15 protein-coding genes are annotated in these 13612 nt (G+C 29.5%); 5 read left to right on the top strand and 10 right to left on the bottom strand.

Annotation, left to right across the window (positions count from 1 at the left end; all coding sequences use genetic code 11):
• Positions 1-87: 87 nt before the first annotated feature.
• Positions 88-657, bottom strand: a complete 570-nt coding sequence (locus MPF19_RS01195; RefSeq protein ID WP_284041324.1) for a pseudouridine synthase — start codon at positions 655-657, stop codon at positions 88-90.
• 1 nt (position 658) lies between these two features.
• A complete protein-coding gene (locus MPF19_RS01190) occupies positions 659-1450 on the bottom strand; it encodes an aldose 1-epimerase (protein WP_249986443.1) in 792 nt (263 codons plus the stop codon).
• Positions 1451-1563: 113 nt separating this feature from the next.
• Here MPF19_RS01190 and recA point away from each other — a divergent pair, with 113 nt between their 5' ends.
• Positions 1564-2571, top strand: a complete 1008-nt coding sequence (recA, locus tag MPF19_RS01185; RefSeq protein ID WP_203395166.1) for a recombinase RecA — start codon at positions 1564-1566, stop codon at positions 2569-2571.
• A gap of 87 nt (positions 2572-2658) precedes the next feature.
• On the opposite strand, the gene MPF19_RS01180 is transcribed toward recA, so the two are convergent.
• Positions 2659-2808, bottom strand: coding sequence for a PspC domain-containing protein (locus tag MPF19_RS01180; RefSeq protein WP_249986442.1), 150 nt, complete (start codon positions 2806-2808; stop codon positions 2659-2661).
• A gap of 254 nt (positions 2809-3062) precedes the next feature.
• Here MPF19_RS01180 and MPF19_RS01175 point away from each other — a divergent pair, with 254 nt between their 5' ends.
• A complete protein-coding gene (locus MPF19_RS01175; protein WP_249986441.1) occupies positions 3063-3779 on the top strand; it encodes a LytR/AlgR family response regulator transcription factor in 717 nt (238 codons plus the stop codon).
• 334 nt (positions 3780-4113) lie between these two features.
• Here MPF19_RS01175 and dut read toward each other — a convergent pair whose 3' ends face one another.
• The 3 genes from dut to MPF19_RS01160 are packed head-to-tail and all read right to left on the bottom strand — an operon-like array spanning position 4114 to position 6882.
• Positions 4114-4545: a dUTP diphosphatase gene (dut, locus tag MPF19_RS01170; protein WP_249986440.1), complete on the bottom strand. Its 432-nt coding sequence runs from the start codon at positions 4543-4545 to the stop codon at positions 4114-4116.
• Complete coding sequence (locus MPF19_RS01165; RefSeq protein ID WP_249986439.1) at positions 4526-5425, bottom strand: alpha/beta hydrolase; 900 nt, start codon at positions 5423-5425, stop codon at positions 4526-4528. The genes dut and MPF19_RS01165 overlap by 20 nt, the downstream gene beginning before the upstream one ends.
• A gap of 2 nt (positions 5426-5427) precedes the next feature.
• Positions 5428-6882 carry an oligosaccharide flippase family protein gene (locus MPF19_RS01160; protein ID WP_249986438.1) on the bottom strand — a complete coding sequence of 485 codons (1455 nt, stop codon included), beginning with the start codon at positions 6880-6882 and terminating at the stop codon, positions 5428-5430.
• Positions 6883-6976: 94 nt separating this feature from the next.
• Between MPF19_RS01160 and MPF19_RS01155 the strand changes: the two genes are divergently transcribed.
• From MPF19_RS01155 to MPF19_RS01145, 3 genes are read left to right on the top strand one after another with little or no spacing between them, the layout of a single operon-like run.
• Positions 6977-7972, top strand: coding sequence for an NAD(P)H-dependent glycerol-3-phosphate dehydrogenase (locus tag MPF19_RS01155; protein WP_203395156.1), 996 nt, complete (start codon positions 6977-6979; stop codon positions 7970-7972).
• A 43-nt stretch (positions 7973-8015) separates the two neighbouring features.
• Positions 8016-8675: a hypothetical protein gene (locus tag MPF19_RS01150; RefSeq protein WP_203395157.1), complete on the top strand. Its 660-nt coding sequence runs from the start codon at positions 8016-8018 to the stop codon at positions 8673-8675.
• Position 8676: 1 nt separating this feature from the next.
• Positions 8677-9945 carry an MFS transporter gene (locus MPF19_RS01145; protein ID WP_249986437.1) on the top strand — a complete coding sequence of 423 codons (1269 nt, stop codon included), beginning with the start codon at positions 8677-8679 and terminating at the stop codon, positions 9943-9945.
• A 68-nt stretch (positions 9946-10013) separates the two neighbouring features.
• On the opposite strand, the gene MPF19_RS01140 is transcribed toward MPF19_RS01145, so the two are convergent.
• The 4 genes from MPF19_RS01140 to MPF19_RS01125 all read right to left on the bottom strand — a co-directional run bounded on the left by MPF19_RS01140 (position 10014) and on the right by MPF19_RS01125 (position 13553).
• Positions 10014-10352: a hypothetical protein gene (locus MPF19_RS01140; RefSeq protein WP_249986436.1), complete on the bottom strand. Its 339-nt coding sequence runs from the start codon at positions 10350-10352 to the stop codon at positions 10014-10016.
• 412 nt (positions 10353-10764) lie between these two features.
• On the bottom strand, positions 10765-11100 hold the full coding sequence (locus MPF19_RS01135) for a hypothetical protein (RefSeq protein WP_249986435.1): 336 nt from the start codon (positions 11098-11100) through the stop codon (positions 10765-10767).
• Positions 11101-11361: 261 nt separating this feature from the next.
• A complete protein-coding gene (locus MPF19_RS01130) occupies positions 11362-13008 on the bottom strand; it encodes a glycerol-3-phosphate dehydrogenase/oxidase (RefSeq protein ID WP_249986434.1) in 1647 nt (548 codons plus the stop codon).
• Positions 13009-13010: 2 nt separating this feature from the next.
• Positions 13011-13553 (bottom strand): pyridoxamine 5'-phosphate oxidase family protein, encoded by a 543-nt coding sequence (locus MPF19_RS01125; protein ID WP_203395162.1) that lies wholly within the window; start codon positions 13551-13553, stop codon positions 13011-13013.
• Between the last annotated feature and the right edge of the window lie 59 nt (positions 13554-13612).

Raw genomic sequence — 13612 nt, 5'->3', positions numbered from 1 at the left:
TTACTGCAGCTACTATGTATAAAGTGGTGTTGGAGTTATTCATGTTGTAAAATTAGAAATATATATATTATTTTTTTGTGATAAATGTTACATTAATTCGTCAACTTCTTTTACGCCAGAAATTTCTAAATTACCTAATTCTATTTTGCCAATTCTTACACGAACTAAACGTAAAGTTGGTAAACCTACAGCAGCAGTCATTTTTCTAACTTGTCTAAACTTTCCTTCGGTAATAATAATAGAAACCCAACTTGTAGGTCCGTGTCTTTCATCTCTAATTTTCATACTTCTTAACGGAAATTTAGGATTATCAATAATAGAAGCTTTTCCTGGTTTTGTCATGTATTTTTTACCATTAAAACCAATTTCTACGCCATTTTTTAACTGCTCTATTTCTTTTTCGGTGATCACTCCATCTACTTGTACGTAATATTCTTTTTCGTATTTATGACTTCTAATTTCTGCAGATACTTTTCCATCTGTTGTTAATAAAAGTAATCCTTCAGACGGAACATCTAAACGACCAATGGCCATAGTTCCTTCTGGAAAATTGTGTAAATCTCCTAATAGTTTTTTCTTCCGCTTTGCGGGATTTACAAACTGAGAAATCATTCCCCAAGGTTTGTGAATTATAAAATGACGGTGTTTTTTTATCAAACTATAAAATTTTTATGGAGACAGAAAAACTATTTTTTCCTGTTGATAAACGCATGTTTTCTTCAGAAAATTTTTGATCTGTATGAGAAGTATATTGTGTAATTGGTTCTATACAAAGCATGTTATCAACCTCTGTCCACAACATAAAATTATGAAAACCTTTTGTAGTAATTTCTAAATCGTTTCTATCAATATTTTTTAAAATGATTTTATCAGCATTTAAAATAGGAAACGCATTTGCACCCGCTTTATAAACATCGGCTAAAGTAATTTTGGTATCGTTATAAATTAAGGTTTCGTTACCAGTATTAGACAACATAAATGCCGGATGATACCCTAACATAAAAGGCATTCCTTCAATAGAATTGATGATAAATTCTATATTTAAAATATCATTTTCTAAAGTAAAATTCTTTTCAAACGAAAAATCGAAAGGCCAAGAAAGATTTTCTTCCGTAGATTTTACAGGAAATTTACTATTGTTTACAAATGTATTTTTTATATATTTTTTAATGAATTTAGCCGAGTTATCATCCGAAGAAACTAAGTCATATTCTAACTCACGCAACAAACCATGTTGATCTAAAATTGCATCGCCATTTTTGGTATGCACTCTAAAATTATTTTTAGAAGTAGGACCAATTACCGGAAACATTTCATCATCAGAATTGCGCCAACCTTTGTTTCCTTTTTGATGAATATATTCTTTATCATCTTTTTGAAAACTGATGATTTCTCCTTTTTCTATATTGACTGTACACGCTTTATTTTTTAAAAATACTGTAGAACTCATTGATAGTATGCTTTGTGTAAAAATAGTAAAAATTTGAATGTTATTTTTTAGGAAATTAATCTTAGTTTTTTGTAACTTGTCGGACTTATTTAAAAATAAAACAAGCAAGATTAATGGCGACAGATAAAGAAAAAACAGCAAAGCTAAAAGCACTTCAACTTACTCTAGATAAGCTAGATAAAACGTATGGTAAAGGAGCTGTAATGAAATTAGGTGATGTAGTTACTGAAGATATAGATGCAATTTCATCTGGTTCTTTAGGATTAGATTTAGCATTAGGCGTAGGTGGTTATCCAAGAGGAAGAGTTATTGAAATCTACGGGCCAGAATCTTCTGGTAAAACTACTTTAACATTACACGCAATTGCAGAAGCTCAAAAAGCAGGTGGAATTGCAGCGTTTATTGATGCAGAACATGCATTCGATAAATTTTACGCAGAAAATTTAGGAGTAGACATCGATAATTTAATTATTTCTCAACCAGATCATGGTGAGCAAGCATTAGAAATTGCAGAAAACTTAATTCGTTCTGGTGCAATTGATATTGTGGTTATAGATTCTGTTGCGGCTTTAACGCCAAAAGCAGAAATTGAAGGTGAAATGGGAGATTCTAAAATGGGGCTTCATGCACGTTTAATGTCTCAAGCATTACGTAAATTAACAGGTACTATTTCTAAAACAAAATGTACCGTTATATTTATTAACCAATTACGTGAAAAAATTGGGGTAATGTTCGGAAATCCAGAAACTACAACGGGTGGTAACGCCTTAAAATTCTATGCTTCTGTACGTTTAGACATTAGAAGAAGAACACAGATTAAAGACGGAGACAAAGTTATTGGAAACAGTACCAAAGTTAAAGTTGTAAAAAATAAAGTAGCACCACCGTTTCAAATTGCAGAATTTGATATTATGTACGGACAAGGAATCTCTAAAGTTGGTGAGATTTTAGATATTGGTGTAGAATTAGGTATTGTTAAGAAAAGTGGTTCTTGGTTTAGTTACGGAGAAACAAAATTAGGCCAAGGTAGAGATGCTGTTAAAGGTTTAATTAAAGACAATCCTGAGTTAGCAGAAGAACTAGAAGGTAAAATTAAGATTGCTATTGAAAATCAAGAATAAATATTAAAAGTTCTAACTATTATTATTAAACTGCTATAGAAGTAATCAATCTATAGCAGTTTTTTTATGATATAATTTTTTCTAATTTTACTTAGAAAGTAACTTTACAATCCATAAGATAAGGTATAAACCTAACCCAAAACCTGCAAATAAAACAGCAATTACAAAACCTATTCTAATAAATTTTGCTTCTACATTAATCTTTGGACTTAACCAATCTGAAACTCCTAAAATCATTTTTTTAAATTTTTTGTTATAGGTGGTAAATGTAATCAAAGCCTTTTAATTCTAATACTAGGTCTCTATTTTCTTGTGAAAGAGAATTATATAAAGTTTCTAAAAGAAACCATTGTAAATATAAATTTATCTTCATTTTTTTATTTTGTCCTTTATAATTAAATGTCAATCCTAATTAAGTGGTATTTAGTACTTTTTTATATAAATTTGCAAAACATTCATTTTTTAAGATTATATCTATTGAAAAGCGTATTATGAAATATACATATGTCATTATTCAGGACAAGAAAGAAGCTTATGACGACTTAAGATTAGCTTTAAACAAATATTCTAATTATAAATTTGTAGACACTGCAGAGAATTTAGAAGAAGGTTTTTCTTTAATAATTAAAACAAAACCCAACCTTATTTTTTTAGATGTTGAAATTGGAGAAGAAAATACTTTTAAACTCATTCCTAAATTAAAGGAATTTTTTATGGAGTTGCCAACCATTATTATGACGACCTCTCATAATTATTATGCAAAAGAAGCGGTAAACAATCAAATTTCTTATTTTTTAAGTAAACCAATTATAGGAGTAGAATTAGAAAATTCATTACTAAGGTTCGAGAAAGTCTTTACAGAAAAGCAAACACATCTTGCTGTAAAAACAGGTTCGGATATACATATTATAGCTTATAAAGACATTTGTTTATTAGAAGCGGAAAGAAATTATACGAGTGTTTTTAATATCACAGGAAAAAAATTATCAACATCAAAATCTTTAAAACATTTTGAAGAAACTTTGCCTAAAAACTTTATTCGTGTACATAGAAGTTTCATTGTAAACAGAAACTGCATTGAACGATTAAATACTAGGAAAGGTCAACTGTTTTTACAACAGACAGAGGTGACAAAAGAGTTAGAAGAAAATTTTATTCCTATTGGAAAAGAATACCTACAGAAACTTAAAAACTCTTTTTCTTTTTAACTATAAAATTAATTGTTTGTCCTTAAAAAAATATACTTAATAGTTTAAACGTAGTTTTTTGTCCTAAATTTATTTGATATTACAATCAGGTAATTTTTAAATTAAATAGCTATTCATCTAACAGTTAACATTTAAAAAAATCTTATATATTTTGTATTAAAAAGAAAATTCCCGCGAAAGCGGGAATAAAATTATAAAGAAATAGGCTGTCTAAACAACTGGTTATTTATCAATCGGAATTCATTTGAGATTCCTAAATTTCAGTAAGTTTAGATACTGAAACAAGTTCGGTATGATAAGGTTAAACTAGTTTAGACAATTCTATGTTTAAAGACTAAACACCTGTACTTCCAAAACCACCGGCTCCACGTTCTGTTTCACTTAAAATGGTTACTTCTTGCCAGTTTACACGTTCGTGTTTTGTTATAATTAATTGTGCTATTCTTTCTCCATCATTTATAACAAAATCATCGTTAGATATGTTGACTAAAATAACCCCAATTTCACCTCTATAATCTGCATCTACAGTTCCTGGAGAGTTTAAAACGGTAATCCCTTTTTTAGCTGCCAAGCCACTTCTTGGTCTTACTTGTGCTTCAAAACCAATTGGTAAAGCTATAAATAATCCCGTTTTAACAATCGCTCTTTCTAACGGCTTTAATGTTATTGCAGTTTCAATATTTGCTCTTAAATCCATTCCTGCAGCTCCTTCAGTTTCGTAATTAGGTGTTGCGTGTTTCGATTTGTTAATTATTTGTACGTTCATTGTTTTCTAAATTAAATAAAAATGTAATTACTTCTAAAAATTCTGCTTTCCAAAAAGACTCTGTGTGCTTGCCATCTGGGTGTACTTTTGTTTTTAAATTTTGAGATGGAAAACCAAGATCTATTAATAATTCTGCCATATTTTCGGTATCCGGAACCATAGAGTTCCCTTCTTTATCACCCACTAATAAATAAAGTTTTGTTTTTTTCTGATTTCCATTCTCTTCGGCAAATGTAATTACTTTATTAGAAAACCAAAAAGAGGTAGAAAGTGCGCCAATTTTACCAAAAACTTCAGGATATTTTAAGCCTCCATAAAAGGAAATTAATCCTCCTAAAGAGCTCCCAATAATTGCAGTGTTTTCTGCGTCAGGTTTAGTTCTGTAATTTTTATCGATGTAAGGTTTTAGTTTGTTTACCAGAAAATCGACATAAATTTTACCTTTTCCTCCTCCATATCTTACGTTTTCCCAAGGTGTATATTCCTCAATTCTTTTCTCTGCGCCATTTTCTATGCCAACTACAATAAAACTTTTCCCTGTTTTTTTGTAAAGATCATTTAATGTTTCATCAATTTCCCATTCGCCCACAAAAGAAGTGGCAGCATCAAATAGATTCTGAGCATCGTGCATATAAATTACATCATATTTTTCTGTTGATGTATGATAATTTGGAGGTAAATACAACCAAACCTTATGCGCAATAGTGTTTAAACCATCAATAACAAATGTTTTTTTTAAAATAGAAACATTGTCTGCCTTGGTAGAAATTTTTTTTGAAGGTTCTTTAGATTTAATTTCTTTTATTTCTTCGGTTTTTTTTACTTTACAAGAAATTAAAACAAGTAAAAAAGCTAAAAATAGTATGGATATTCTATTCATATTTATCGTTTTAAAATTTGTTTAATTTCCTCTTTTTCATTGTAATAAATTAATCCAAAGAAAAGAAAAATGGTTAAAATAGAAAACCAATACTGCCCTCTAAATACTACAAAAGAAAATAACTCAAATACTATGGAGAACACTAAATAATAAGCTATTTTTTTTAATTTATAATTTACAGGATAATGCTTTTTACCTACAAAATAAGATAGTATCATCATAGTACCAAATGCTATTAATGTTGCCCATGCAGAAGCCATAAAACCAATTTTAGGAATCATCACAATATTAAAAAAAATGGTAATTAAGGCGCCAATAATAGAGAAATACATGCCGTATTTTGTTTTATCAGTTAGTTTGTACCAAATAGACAAATTATTATAAATTCCTAAAAATAAATTTGCTAAAAGTATGATGGGCACAATAGAAAGTGCTGTAAAATATTCTGGTTTACCTAATAAAACTTGGGCAAACAAATCTATAAAAACAACTACAATTAGCATAAAAAAGGATCCGAAAATGGTAAACCAAGTCAAAATTTTCGCATAGTTTTCTTTGGCATTTTTTTTATCAGCATTATTAAAGAAAAAAGGTTCTGCACCCAAACGAAATGCCATAATATATAAGGTCATAAAAACTCCTAATTTGTAACAAGCGGCGTAAATTCCCATTTGTTTTTCACCTAAAATAGTACCTAAAAGAAGTTTGTCTAAATTTTCATTGGTTACAAAGGCCAAACTTCCAATCATTATTGGAAAACTATACCGGAACATTCTTTTAAAAAGCTCAAAGTCAAACTCGAACTTGAATTTAAAAACGGACGGAAAAAGCAATACAAAAGTGGACAAACTAGCCACGGTTCCTGCAACAAAAATGAAAATTACTTTAGGATTGTTATTATAATAATTTACAATAGGTTCTGGTAAAGAAATTCCGTTTTTAATAGCATAAGGAACAAACCACAAAAAGAAAACATTTAAAAAAGAAAAAACACCAATGTTTATTAATTTTATAGTGGTAAACTTTAAAGGTTTGTTAGTAACGCGTAAATATGCAAAAGGCACAACAACTAAGGTGTCTAGCGTAATTGTATATACTAATAATTTAAAAAATAAGGGATTTTTAAATCCGAAGAAAACAGTAATTTCATGATTAAAAAACAACGCTAAACACAAGAAAATTAGTGTTGAAATTAGCAAACTAATAAAGGAAGTAGACACTACTTTACCTTTCTCTTTTTCTTTTGAAAAAAACCGAAAAAAGGCAGTTTCCATTCCAAAAGTTAAAAGTGCATTTAAATATGCCGCATACACATAGTAGTCTGTGTTTATAGCATATTTTTCTGCATCTAAAGTAGAGGTGTGTAGTTTTACTAGAAATATGTTAATTGCGCGCGGTAAAACAGCGGCAATTCCGTATATTATGGTGTCTTTAAAAAATCGTTTTAAGGAACTCAAAAATTTTAAATTAGCGTATACAAATATAATAATTCGCAAATGTAATCCTCAAAAGATAATAGTTTTATTACTTTTGATATAAAAAACACTATTCATGAGTGAACATAAAAAAATAGCGGTCTTTGGTGGTGGAAGTTGGGCAACTGCCATTGTAAAAATGTTGTCTGAAAACTTAGAAACAGTTGGTTGGTACATGCGTAATGAACAAGCCATTGAGCACATTAAAGAAAACGATCATAATCCTAATTATTTACAATCTGCAGATGTGTATGCACGTCAATTAGATTTGTCTAGTGATATTAATTATACCGTACAAAATTACGATGTTCTTATTTTTGCAATTCCGTCTGCTTTTTTAACAAGTGAATTAAAAAAAATGACAACCTCTTTAGAAGGTAAAATCATTTTTTCTGCCATTAAAGGAATCGTACCAGAAACAGGTTTAATTATTGGAGAACATTTTAATAGAGAATACAATGTTCCTATAGAAAATATTGGTGTTATTACAGGTCCTTGTCATGCAGAAGAAGTAGCTATGGAACGTTTATCTTATTTAACAATTGCTTGTAAAGATGAAGAAAAAGCTAAATTTATTCAGAGATCTTTACAAAGTTGGTATATAAAAACAAAGATTTCAGACGATATAGTTGGTACAGAATATGCAGCTATGTTAAAAAATATTTATGCTGTTGCAGCAGGTATTGCACATGGTTTAGGTTATGGAGATAATTTTCAGGCTGTACTAATGAGCAATGCCATTAGAGAAATGAAAGGCTTTATTAAAAAGGTGCATAAAATGAAGCGGAACATTAATAATTCTGCTTATTTGGGTGATTTATTGGTTACTGGTTATTCTCTTTTTAGTAGAAATAGACAATTTGGAAACATGGTTGGTAAAGGCTACACGGTAAAATCTGCACAAATGGAAATGAGTATGATTGCAGAAGGGTATTATGCCACCAAAAGTGCCTTTAAAATGAAGGGAGACATCGGAGCAAATACACCAATTATAGACACTGTTTATAATATACTGTATGAGAATAAAAACCCTAAAAAAGAATTTCAAAAATTGACAGATAAATTAGATTAAATGTTTAATTTTGAACATTGAAGTAAATTATTAAACAATTACAATGAAAACAATACAAGAAGTTGTAGAAAGCACCATTAGAAAAACACCTTTTATAGAAGAGGCTTTAAATGAAAAATTGATAAATGTTTCTTCTTTGGCTAGAATTATTTTACCTGAAGTTTCTGCTGCTTTAAAAAAAGAGGTGAAGGTTGGTGCTGTAATGATGGCAATTAATAGGCTTTCTCCTGCAAGTGAATTACGCATTAGAAAAAACATTAAAAAATTGGCTTTAGATTTAGGAGATGTAATTGTACGTTCCGATCTGTGCGATTTTACTTTTAAAAATACGACTTCATTATTAAAAGAAATTGCAAAAATTTTAATGAAATCATCAGAAAGCTCTGATTATTTTTTAACGGTTTCTCAAGGTATTTTTGAAACTAATATTGTTACTAGTAAAAATTTAGAGCCTTTTGTAAATGAGATTTTCGAAAAAGAAGCGCTAATTTCTAATGTATTAGATTTGGCTTCTATTACTATTAAACTTCCAAAAGAAAACTTAGAACAATCGGGTATTTATTACTTTATTTTAAAACAATTGGCTTGGGCAGATATTCCATTACAAGAAATTATTTCTACTACAAATGAAATGACAATTGTGGTAAAAGAAGAAGATATTAACCAAACTTTTGCCATTCTAATGGATATGAAATTAAGTTAAAATGTCTAAGCAAGATCCTTACGCAGCCTTAAGAATAAAAGAATTTAATATATTTCTATTTGTTAGGTTTTTACTCGTTTTTGGTTGGTCTATGCAATTTATTGTAATAGAATGGGAAGTATATTCCATTACAAAAGATCCTTTATCTTTAGGTATTATTGGTTTAATGGAAATTATTCCGGCATTTACTATGGCTTTGTTTGCAGGCCATATTGTAGATCAAAATGAAAAAAGAAACCTATTAGCTCTTTGTACAGCGGCATTTTCGTTGATTAGTTTGGGATTGTTTTTATTAACTTCAGATACTTTTGTTGGTCATTGGTCTACTAAAACCATTTTATATTGCATTTATGGATTGGTTTTCTTTGGCGGATTTTTACGTTCATTTTTTGGACCTACAATTTTCTCTTTAGTGGCATTATTGGTTCCTAAAAAGATATATCATAATGCGGCAACGTGGAGCACCAGTACCTGGAAAACTGCTTCGGTTTCTGGAGCCTTATTTGGTGGGTTTTTTATAAGTTGGATTGGTGTTGATATGACACTTTGTTTGGTATTTATTTTGGTTATTTTATCTTTAATTTTTACTTTTTCAATTGAAAAGAAACCAATTTTAAACAAAAAAATTGGTGAGCCCATGAAAGAAAGTTTAAAGGCAGGCATAAAATTTGTATTTCAAAATAAAGCAATTTTAGGAGTATTAACTTTAGATATGATTGCCGTTTTATTTGGTGGTACTGTAGCCATTTTATCCGTTTTTGCACAAGATGTTTTAAAAGTGGGGCCAGAAGGTTTTGGTGTTTTAAATGCCTCCATTTCTATGGGGAGTATTGTAACCATGTTTTTAACAACCTACATTCCTATCAACAGAAAAACAGGTAAAAAAATGCTGGTTTCTGTCTTTGTTTTTGGATTAAGTATTATTGCTTTTGGGTTTTCTTCTATTTTTTGGGTAAGTATTTTAGCTTTATTTATAAGTGGAGCTGCAGATGGAATATCGATGGTGATTCGTCAAACAATTTTACAACTAAAAACACCCGATGATATGAGGGGTAGAGTATCTTCTGTAAACTCTATGTTTGTTGGTTCTTCTAACGAGTTAGGAGCGTTTGAAAGTGGTTTAGCAGCCAAAATATTAGGTCCTGCTATGGCAGTTATTTTTGGCGGAACCATGACTTTAATTACTGTTGTTACTATAGGTGCTGTAAACCCAACCTTAAGAGACTTAGATTTAACAGAAGAGATTGAAGCAAATCAAGTAGAAGCGTAATTTTATATTTATTTAATAGGCATAAAAAAACCGCTTATCGGCTTTATTGATAAGCGGTGTTAAAATTATTATTTTTGTTCCTTTATAGCTGTAATGGATTTAACCATTTGTTTTTCTCCTGTAAAATTACCTTCCTCATCAATCAATTCTATTTCTTTTTTGATCCAAGTAATCTCGAATTTTTTTCCTATAAATTCATCGTCATATAAAGAAAGTTCTATGTTTTCATCTAAGTCGTAGAATAAAATAGTAGCGTTTTTATCATCTACAAATTTAAAATATTCCATTTCTGTTACTCCTTTAAAAGTAGCAATAATTTTGTTTTCTGTTTCTTGTGCAGAAATTGTATTTACAGCAAAAGATAGGGTAATAAACAGCACGAATGCTGAAGCATATAATGTTTTCATGATTTTTAATTTTAAAGTTATTTTTTAATAAATATAGTAGCTGCTCTTTTTTTAAAAGAACCTGCTTTTGTTTGGAGTACTCGAAACTATATTTTCATAAGCCTTAAAATTACTGATAGTGTATATCAAATATACATTTTTTTTGAATTGAAAAGATAAAAAGTTATTTTTTATGAAAAGTTTTTTCTGAAGTTAGTTTTACTTTAATTATCTTGATATTCAAACAGTTGTAATCTATATAAAACAAACTTTAAAAGTAAGGGTTTCTTTTACGAACGTTATAAGTATTTATTTTATCAATAGAAAAGACGCACTAGATTTTAGTTAAAAAATCTACCAAAAAAAGGATAAAATACTATTGATAGAGTGCATAAAAAAACCATTTGTAAAATTTTACAAATGGTTTTAATGATTATTTTGTCTTAATAGATAATATAGTTTTTACTATAATTTGCCCACCAGTTTTTTGACCCACCGAATCATATTCGTCTACAAGTTTATTTTTCCAAGTAAGTATAAATTTTTTATTTATTTTACTATCATCTTCTTTTTCAAAACTTATATTTTTTGAGATATCATAAAATAAATATTCTACATTATTATCATCAATAAATTTATAATCTTGATTTTCTGTAGCACCAATATAAGTAGCAACTAATGTATGTACTGTTTCTTGAAATGTTATTTTTTTTGCGGAAAAAGAGAAAGCAATAAACAAGATAACTGTAGTGGTATATAACGTTTTCATAATTCTTAAATTTAATGTTATTGTAAATTATAAATATTTTAAATACTTTGGGAGAAGGAAGTTATTTAAATAGAAAAGGGTAAATTCATAAGCAAGATAATTTTGATAATCAAATATAATCTATTTTTTTATTGAAAACCCGTATTCATATTAATTTTTTATGAATGTATTATGTTTTAATTAGATTGATTTTCAGTAGGTTGATTGTTTAGTAGGATGTTTAAAAGTTGGATTTTTTATTTGTATTTACAAAACTACACTTTACTCAAAAGTAGTAGCCAATTGTATTTTTTCTTCCAATTCTTTCAGGTATTTTTCAGCTGTTTTTTCATCCCAAGAAAAATGAGTTTTAAACAAGTCTAAAACATATTCTTTATATAAAAGTACACTGCGTGAATCAAAAAACAAACGACCAGTTCTGCGCATAAAAAAATCAGTTGGAGTACAAGTCATTTCGTAATTTATGGTAAACCAAACTTCTGCTTGTATCAATTTTTCTTGCATATTATCGTGCATTAGATCATCAAATTTTTGCAAAATAATATCTGTTTGTTTTCCGTAATTATGTACTAAATACTCAGCATCTTTTCTATCGAAATCTACTTCTGCAATTCTATTTTGAATAGCATCTGTATAACTTTGTACTTCTTGATAATTATTAAAAGTACCACCAGAAAGTGCTATTTCTTTGGTTTTTATTTCTTCAAATTCTTTATCGAATCTGCGTTCATACTTTTTGGCAACTAAATCTACAATGCGTTCTGCCATTTTACGATACCCTGTTAATTTACCTCCGGCAATAGAAATGAGTTCAGTATCAGATACAAATATTTCATCTTTTCTAGACAATTCTGAAGTAGACTTTCCTTCTTCGTGAATTAAAGGTCTTAAACCGGCCCAAGAAGACTGAATATCATCCAAAGTTAAATTGATATCAGGAAACATATTATTTACCGCAGAAATCAAATAAGTAGCATCTACCAAATTGGTTTCTACTTTGTTTTTATCTAGCTGATAATTGGTGTCTGTAGTGCCAAAATAAGTTACTTTTCCACGTGGAATGGCAAACATCATGCGACCATCTGGAATATCAAAATAAACAGATTGTTTTACAGGTAATTTGTCGTGAGCAACCACTAAATGAACACCTTTAGTTAAATGCAATCTTTTACCAGTTTTAGAGTGGTTTTTTTGTCGTAATTCATCTACCCAAGGACCAGTTGCGTTCACTACATATTTTGCTTTTATATCAAAAGAAGCTCCAGAAAAAGTGTCTTTTACTTTTGCCCCAACAACTCTATTATCTTCATAAATAAATTGAGAAGCTTCTGTGTAATTTATAATTTTAGCATTATAATCTAAGGCTGTTTTTAAGACTTCAATAGTTAAACGAGCATCATCTGTTCTATATTCTGCATAATACCCTGCACCATTTAAAATACTTTCTGGTAACAACGGTTCTTTTTCTAAAGCTTCCTCTTTGTCTAACATTTTACGTTTGTCTTCTCCTTCTACAGAAGCTAAAATATCGTAGACTTTTAGTCCGATGGATGTTAGCCAAGAACCATACGTTCCGCCTTCAATTAAAGGCAAAATCATTTTTTCTGGAACCACTAAATGAGGTGCTAAATCATGCACAATGGCACGTTCTGTACCCACTTCTTTAACCAACCAAAAATCGAATTGTTTTAAATACCGTAAACCACCATGAATTAGCTTTGTAGACTTACTACTTGTACCAGAAGCAAAGTCGTTTTTTTCTATTAAAGCAACTTTCATGCCTCTAGAAGCGGCGTCTAAGGCAATGCCTGCACCTGTAATTCCTCCACCAATAATTAACATGTCAAATTCTGTAGACTGTAATTCTTTGGCAATGTTTTCTCTATTTAAATATGAAAAATTGTTCATTTTTATTTTAATATTTTTGTTGGTAAACCGTCTATACTTGTTTGGTTTTTGTCTTCCCAATATTGTTTAATACCTTTTTTTCCTTTTTCTGAAGCCCAATCATTCAATTCATTCCTTTCCCCTTGATACTCAAAAAACGGAATGGACATTCCGCAAGAAGTTTGTGCAGATTCAATAGAGATGTCAAATATTTGACGTGTTCCCGGCGTTTCTGGAAACAGCGTAATTAAATCATTCCAAGAAGTATCACCCTCTTTAATTTCTTTTCCTTTACCATATAATCTAAGAATGTTCGGAGCGCCTTCAAAAGCACAAAACATCAAGGTAATTCTGTCATTTTCTAATAAATGTGCCGCAGTTTCGTTGCCGCTTCCAGTAACATTTAACCATAAAACGCGGTTTTCATCAACAACTCTAAAAGAGTCCATTCCTTTAGGCGATAAATTAATTCGCCCATTATTTGGAGCAGTAGTTACAAAAAATATTTTTTGAGCTTCTATAAACTTTTGAAGCCTTGAAGTGATTTTTGTATAAAATTTTGACATAATCGTAATTATTAGCTGACCAATTTACAAAATATCGATTGATAAAATGTTTTATAAAT

The organism is Polaribacter sp. Z014 (assembly GCF_023555435.1).
GTDB lineage: Bacteria > Bacteroidota > Bacteroidia > Flavobacteriales > Flavobacteriaceae > Polaribacter.
The sequence above is the reverse complement of the archived record's forward strand: the minus strand, read 5'-3'. Positions and strand labels throughout refer to the sequence as shown.

Excerpts from the sequence above, each read along its gene's own strand:
- dut (WP_249986440.1), bottom strand. The coding sequence starts at position 4,545 with ATGAACGTACAAATAATTAACAAATCGAAACACGCAACACCTAATTAC.
- MPF19_RS01155 (WP_203395156.1), top strand. The coding sequence starts at position 6,977 with ATGAGTGAACATAAAAAAATAGCGGTCTTTGGTGGTGGAAGTTGGGCA.
- MPF19_RS01125 (WP_203395162.1), bottom strand. The coding sequence starts at position 13,553 with ATGTCAAAATTTTATACAAAAATCACTTCAAGGCTTCAAAAGTTTATA.
- MPF19_RS01140 (WP_249986436.1), bottom strand. The coding sequence starts at position 10,352 with ATGAAAACATTATATGCTTCAGCATTCGTGCTGTTTATTACCCTATCT.
- MPF19_RS01150 (WP_203395157.1), top strand. The coding sequence starts at position 8,016 with ATGAAAACAATACAAGAAGTTGTAGAAAGCACCATTAGAAAAACACCT.
- MPF19_RS01180 (WP_249986442.1), bottom strand. The coding sequence starts at position 2,808 with ATGATTTTAGGAGTTTCAGATTGGTTAAGTCCAAAGATTAATGTAGAA.
- MPF19_RS01130 (WP_249986434.1), bottom strand. The coding sequence starts at position 13,008 with ATGAACAATTTTTCATATTTAAATAGAGAAAACATTGCCAAAGAATTA.
- MPF19_RS01190 (WP_249986443.1), bottom strand. The coding sequence starts at position 1,450 with ATGAGTTCTACAGTATTTTTAAAAAATAAAGCGTGTACAGTCAATATA.
- MPF19_RS01145 (WP_249986437.1), top strand. The coding sequence starts at position 8,677 with ATGTCTAAGCAAGATCCTTACGCAGCCTTAAGAATAAAAGAATTTAAT.
- MPF19_RS01165 (WP_249986439.1), bottom strand. The coding sequence starts at position 5,425 with ATGAATAGAATATCCATACTATTTTTAGCTTTTTTACTTGTTTTAATT.
- MPF19_RS01135 (WP_249986435.1), bottom strand. The coding sequence starts at position 11,100 with ATGAAAACGTTATATACCACTACAGTTATCTTGTTTATTGCTTTCTCT.
- MPF19_RS01175 (WP_249986441.1), top strand. The coding sequence starts at position 3,063 with ATGAAATATACATATGTCATTATTCAGGACAAGAAAGAAGCTTATGAC.
- recA (WP_203395166.1), top strand. The coding sequence starts at position 1,564 with ATGGCGACAGATAAAGAAAAAACAGCAAAGCTAAAAGCACTTCAACTT.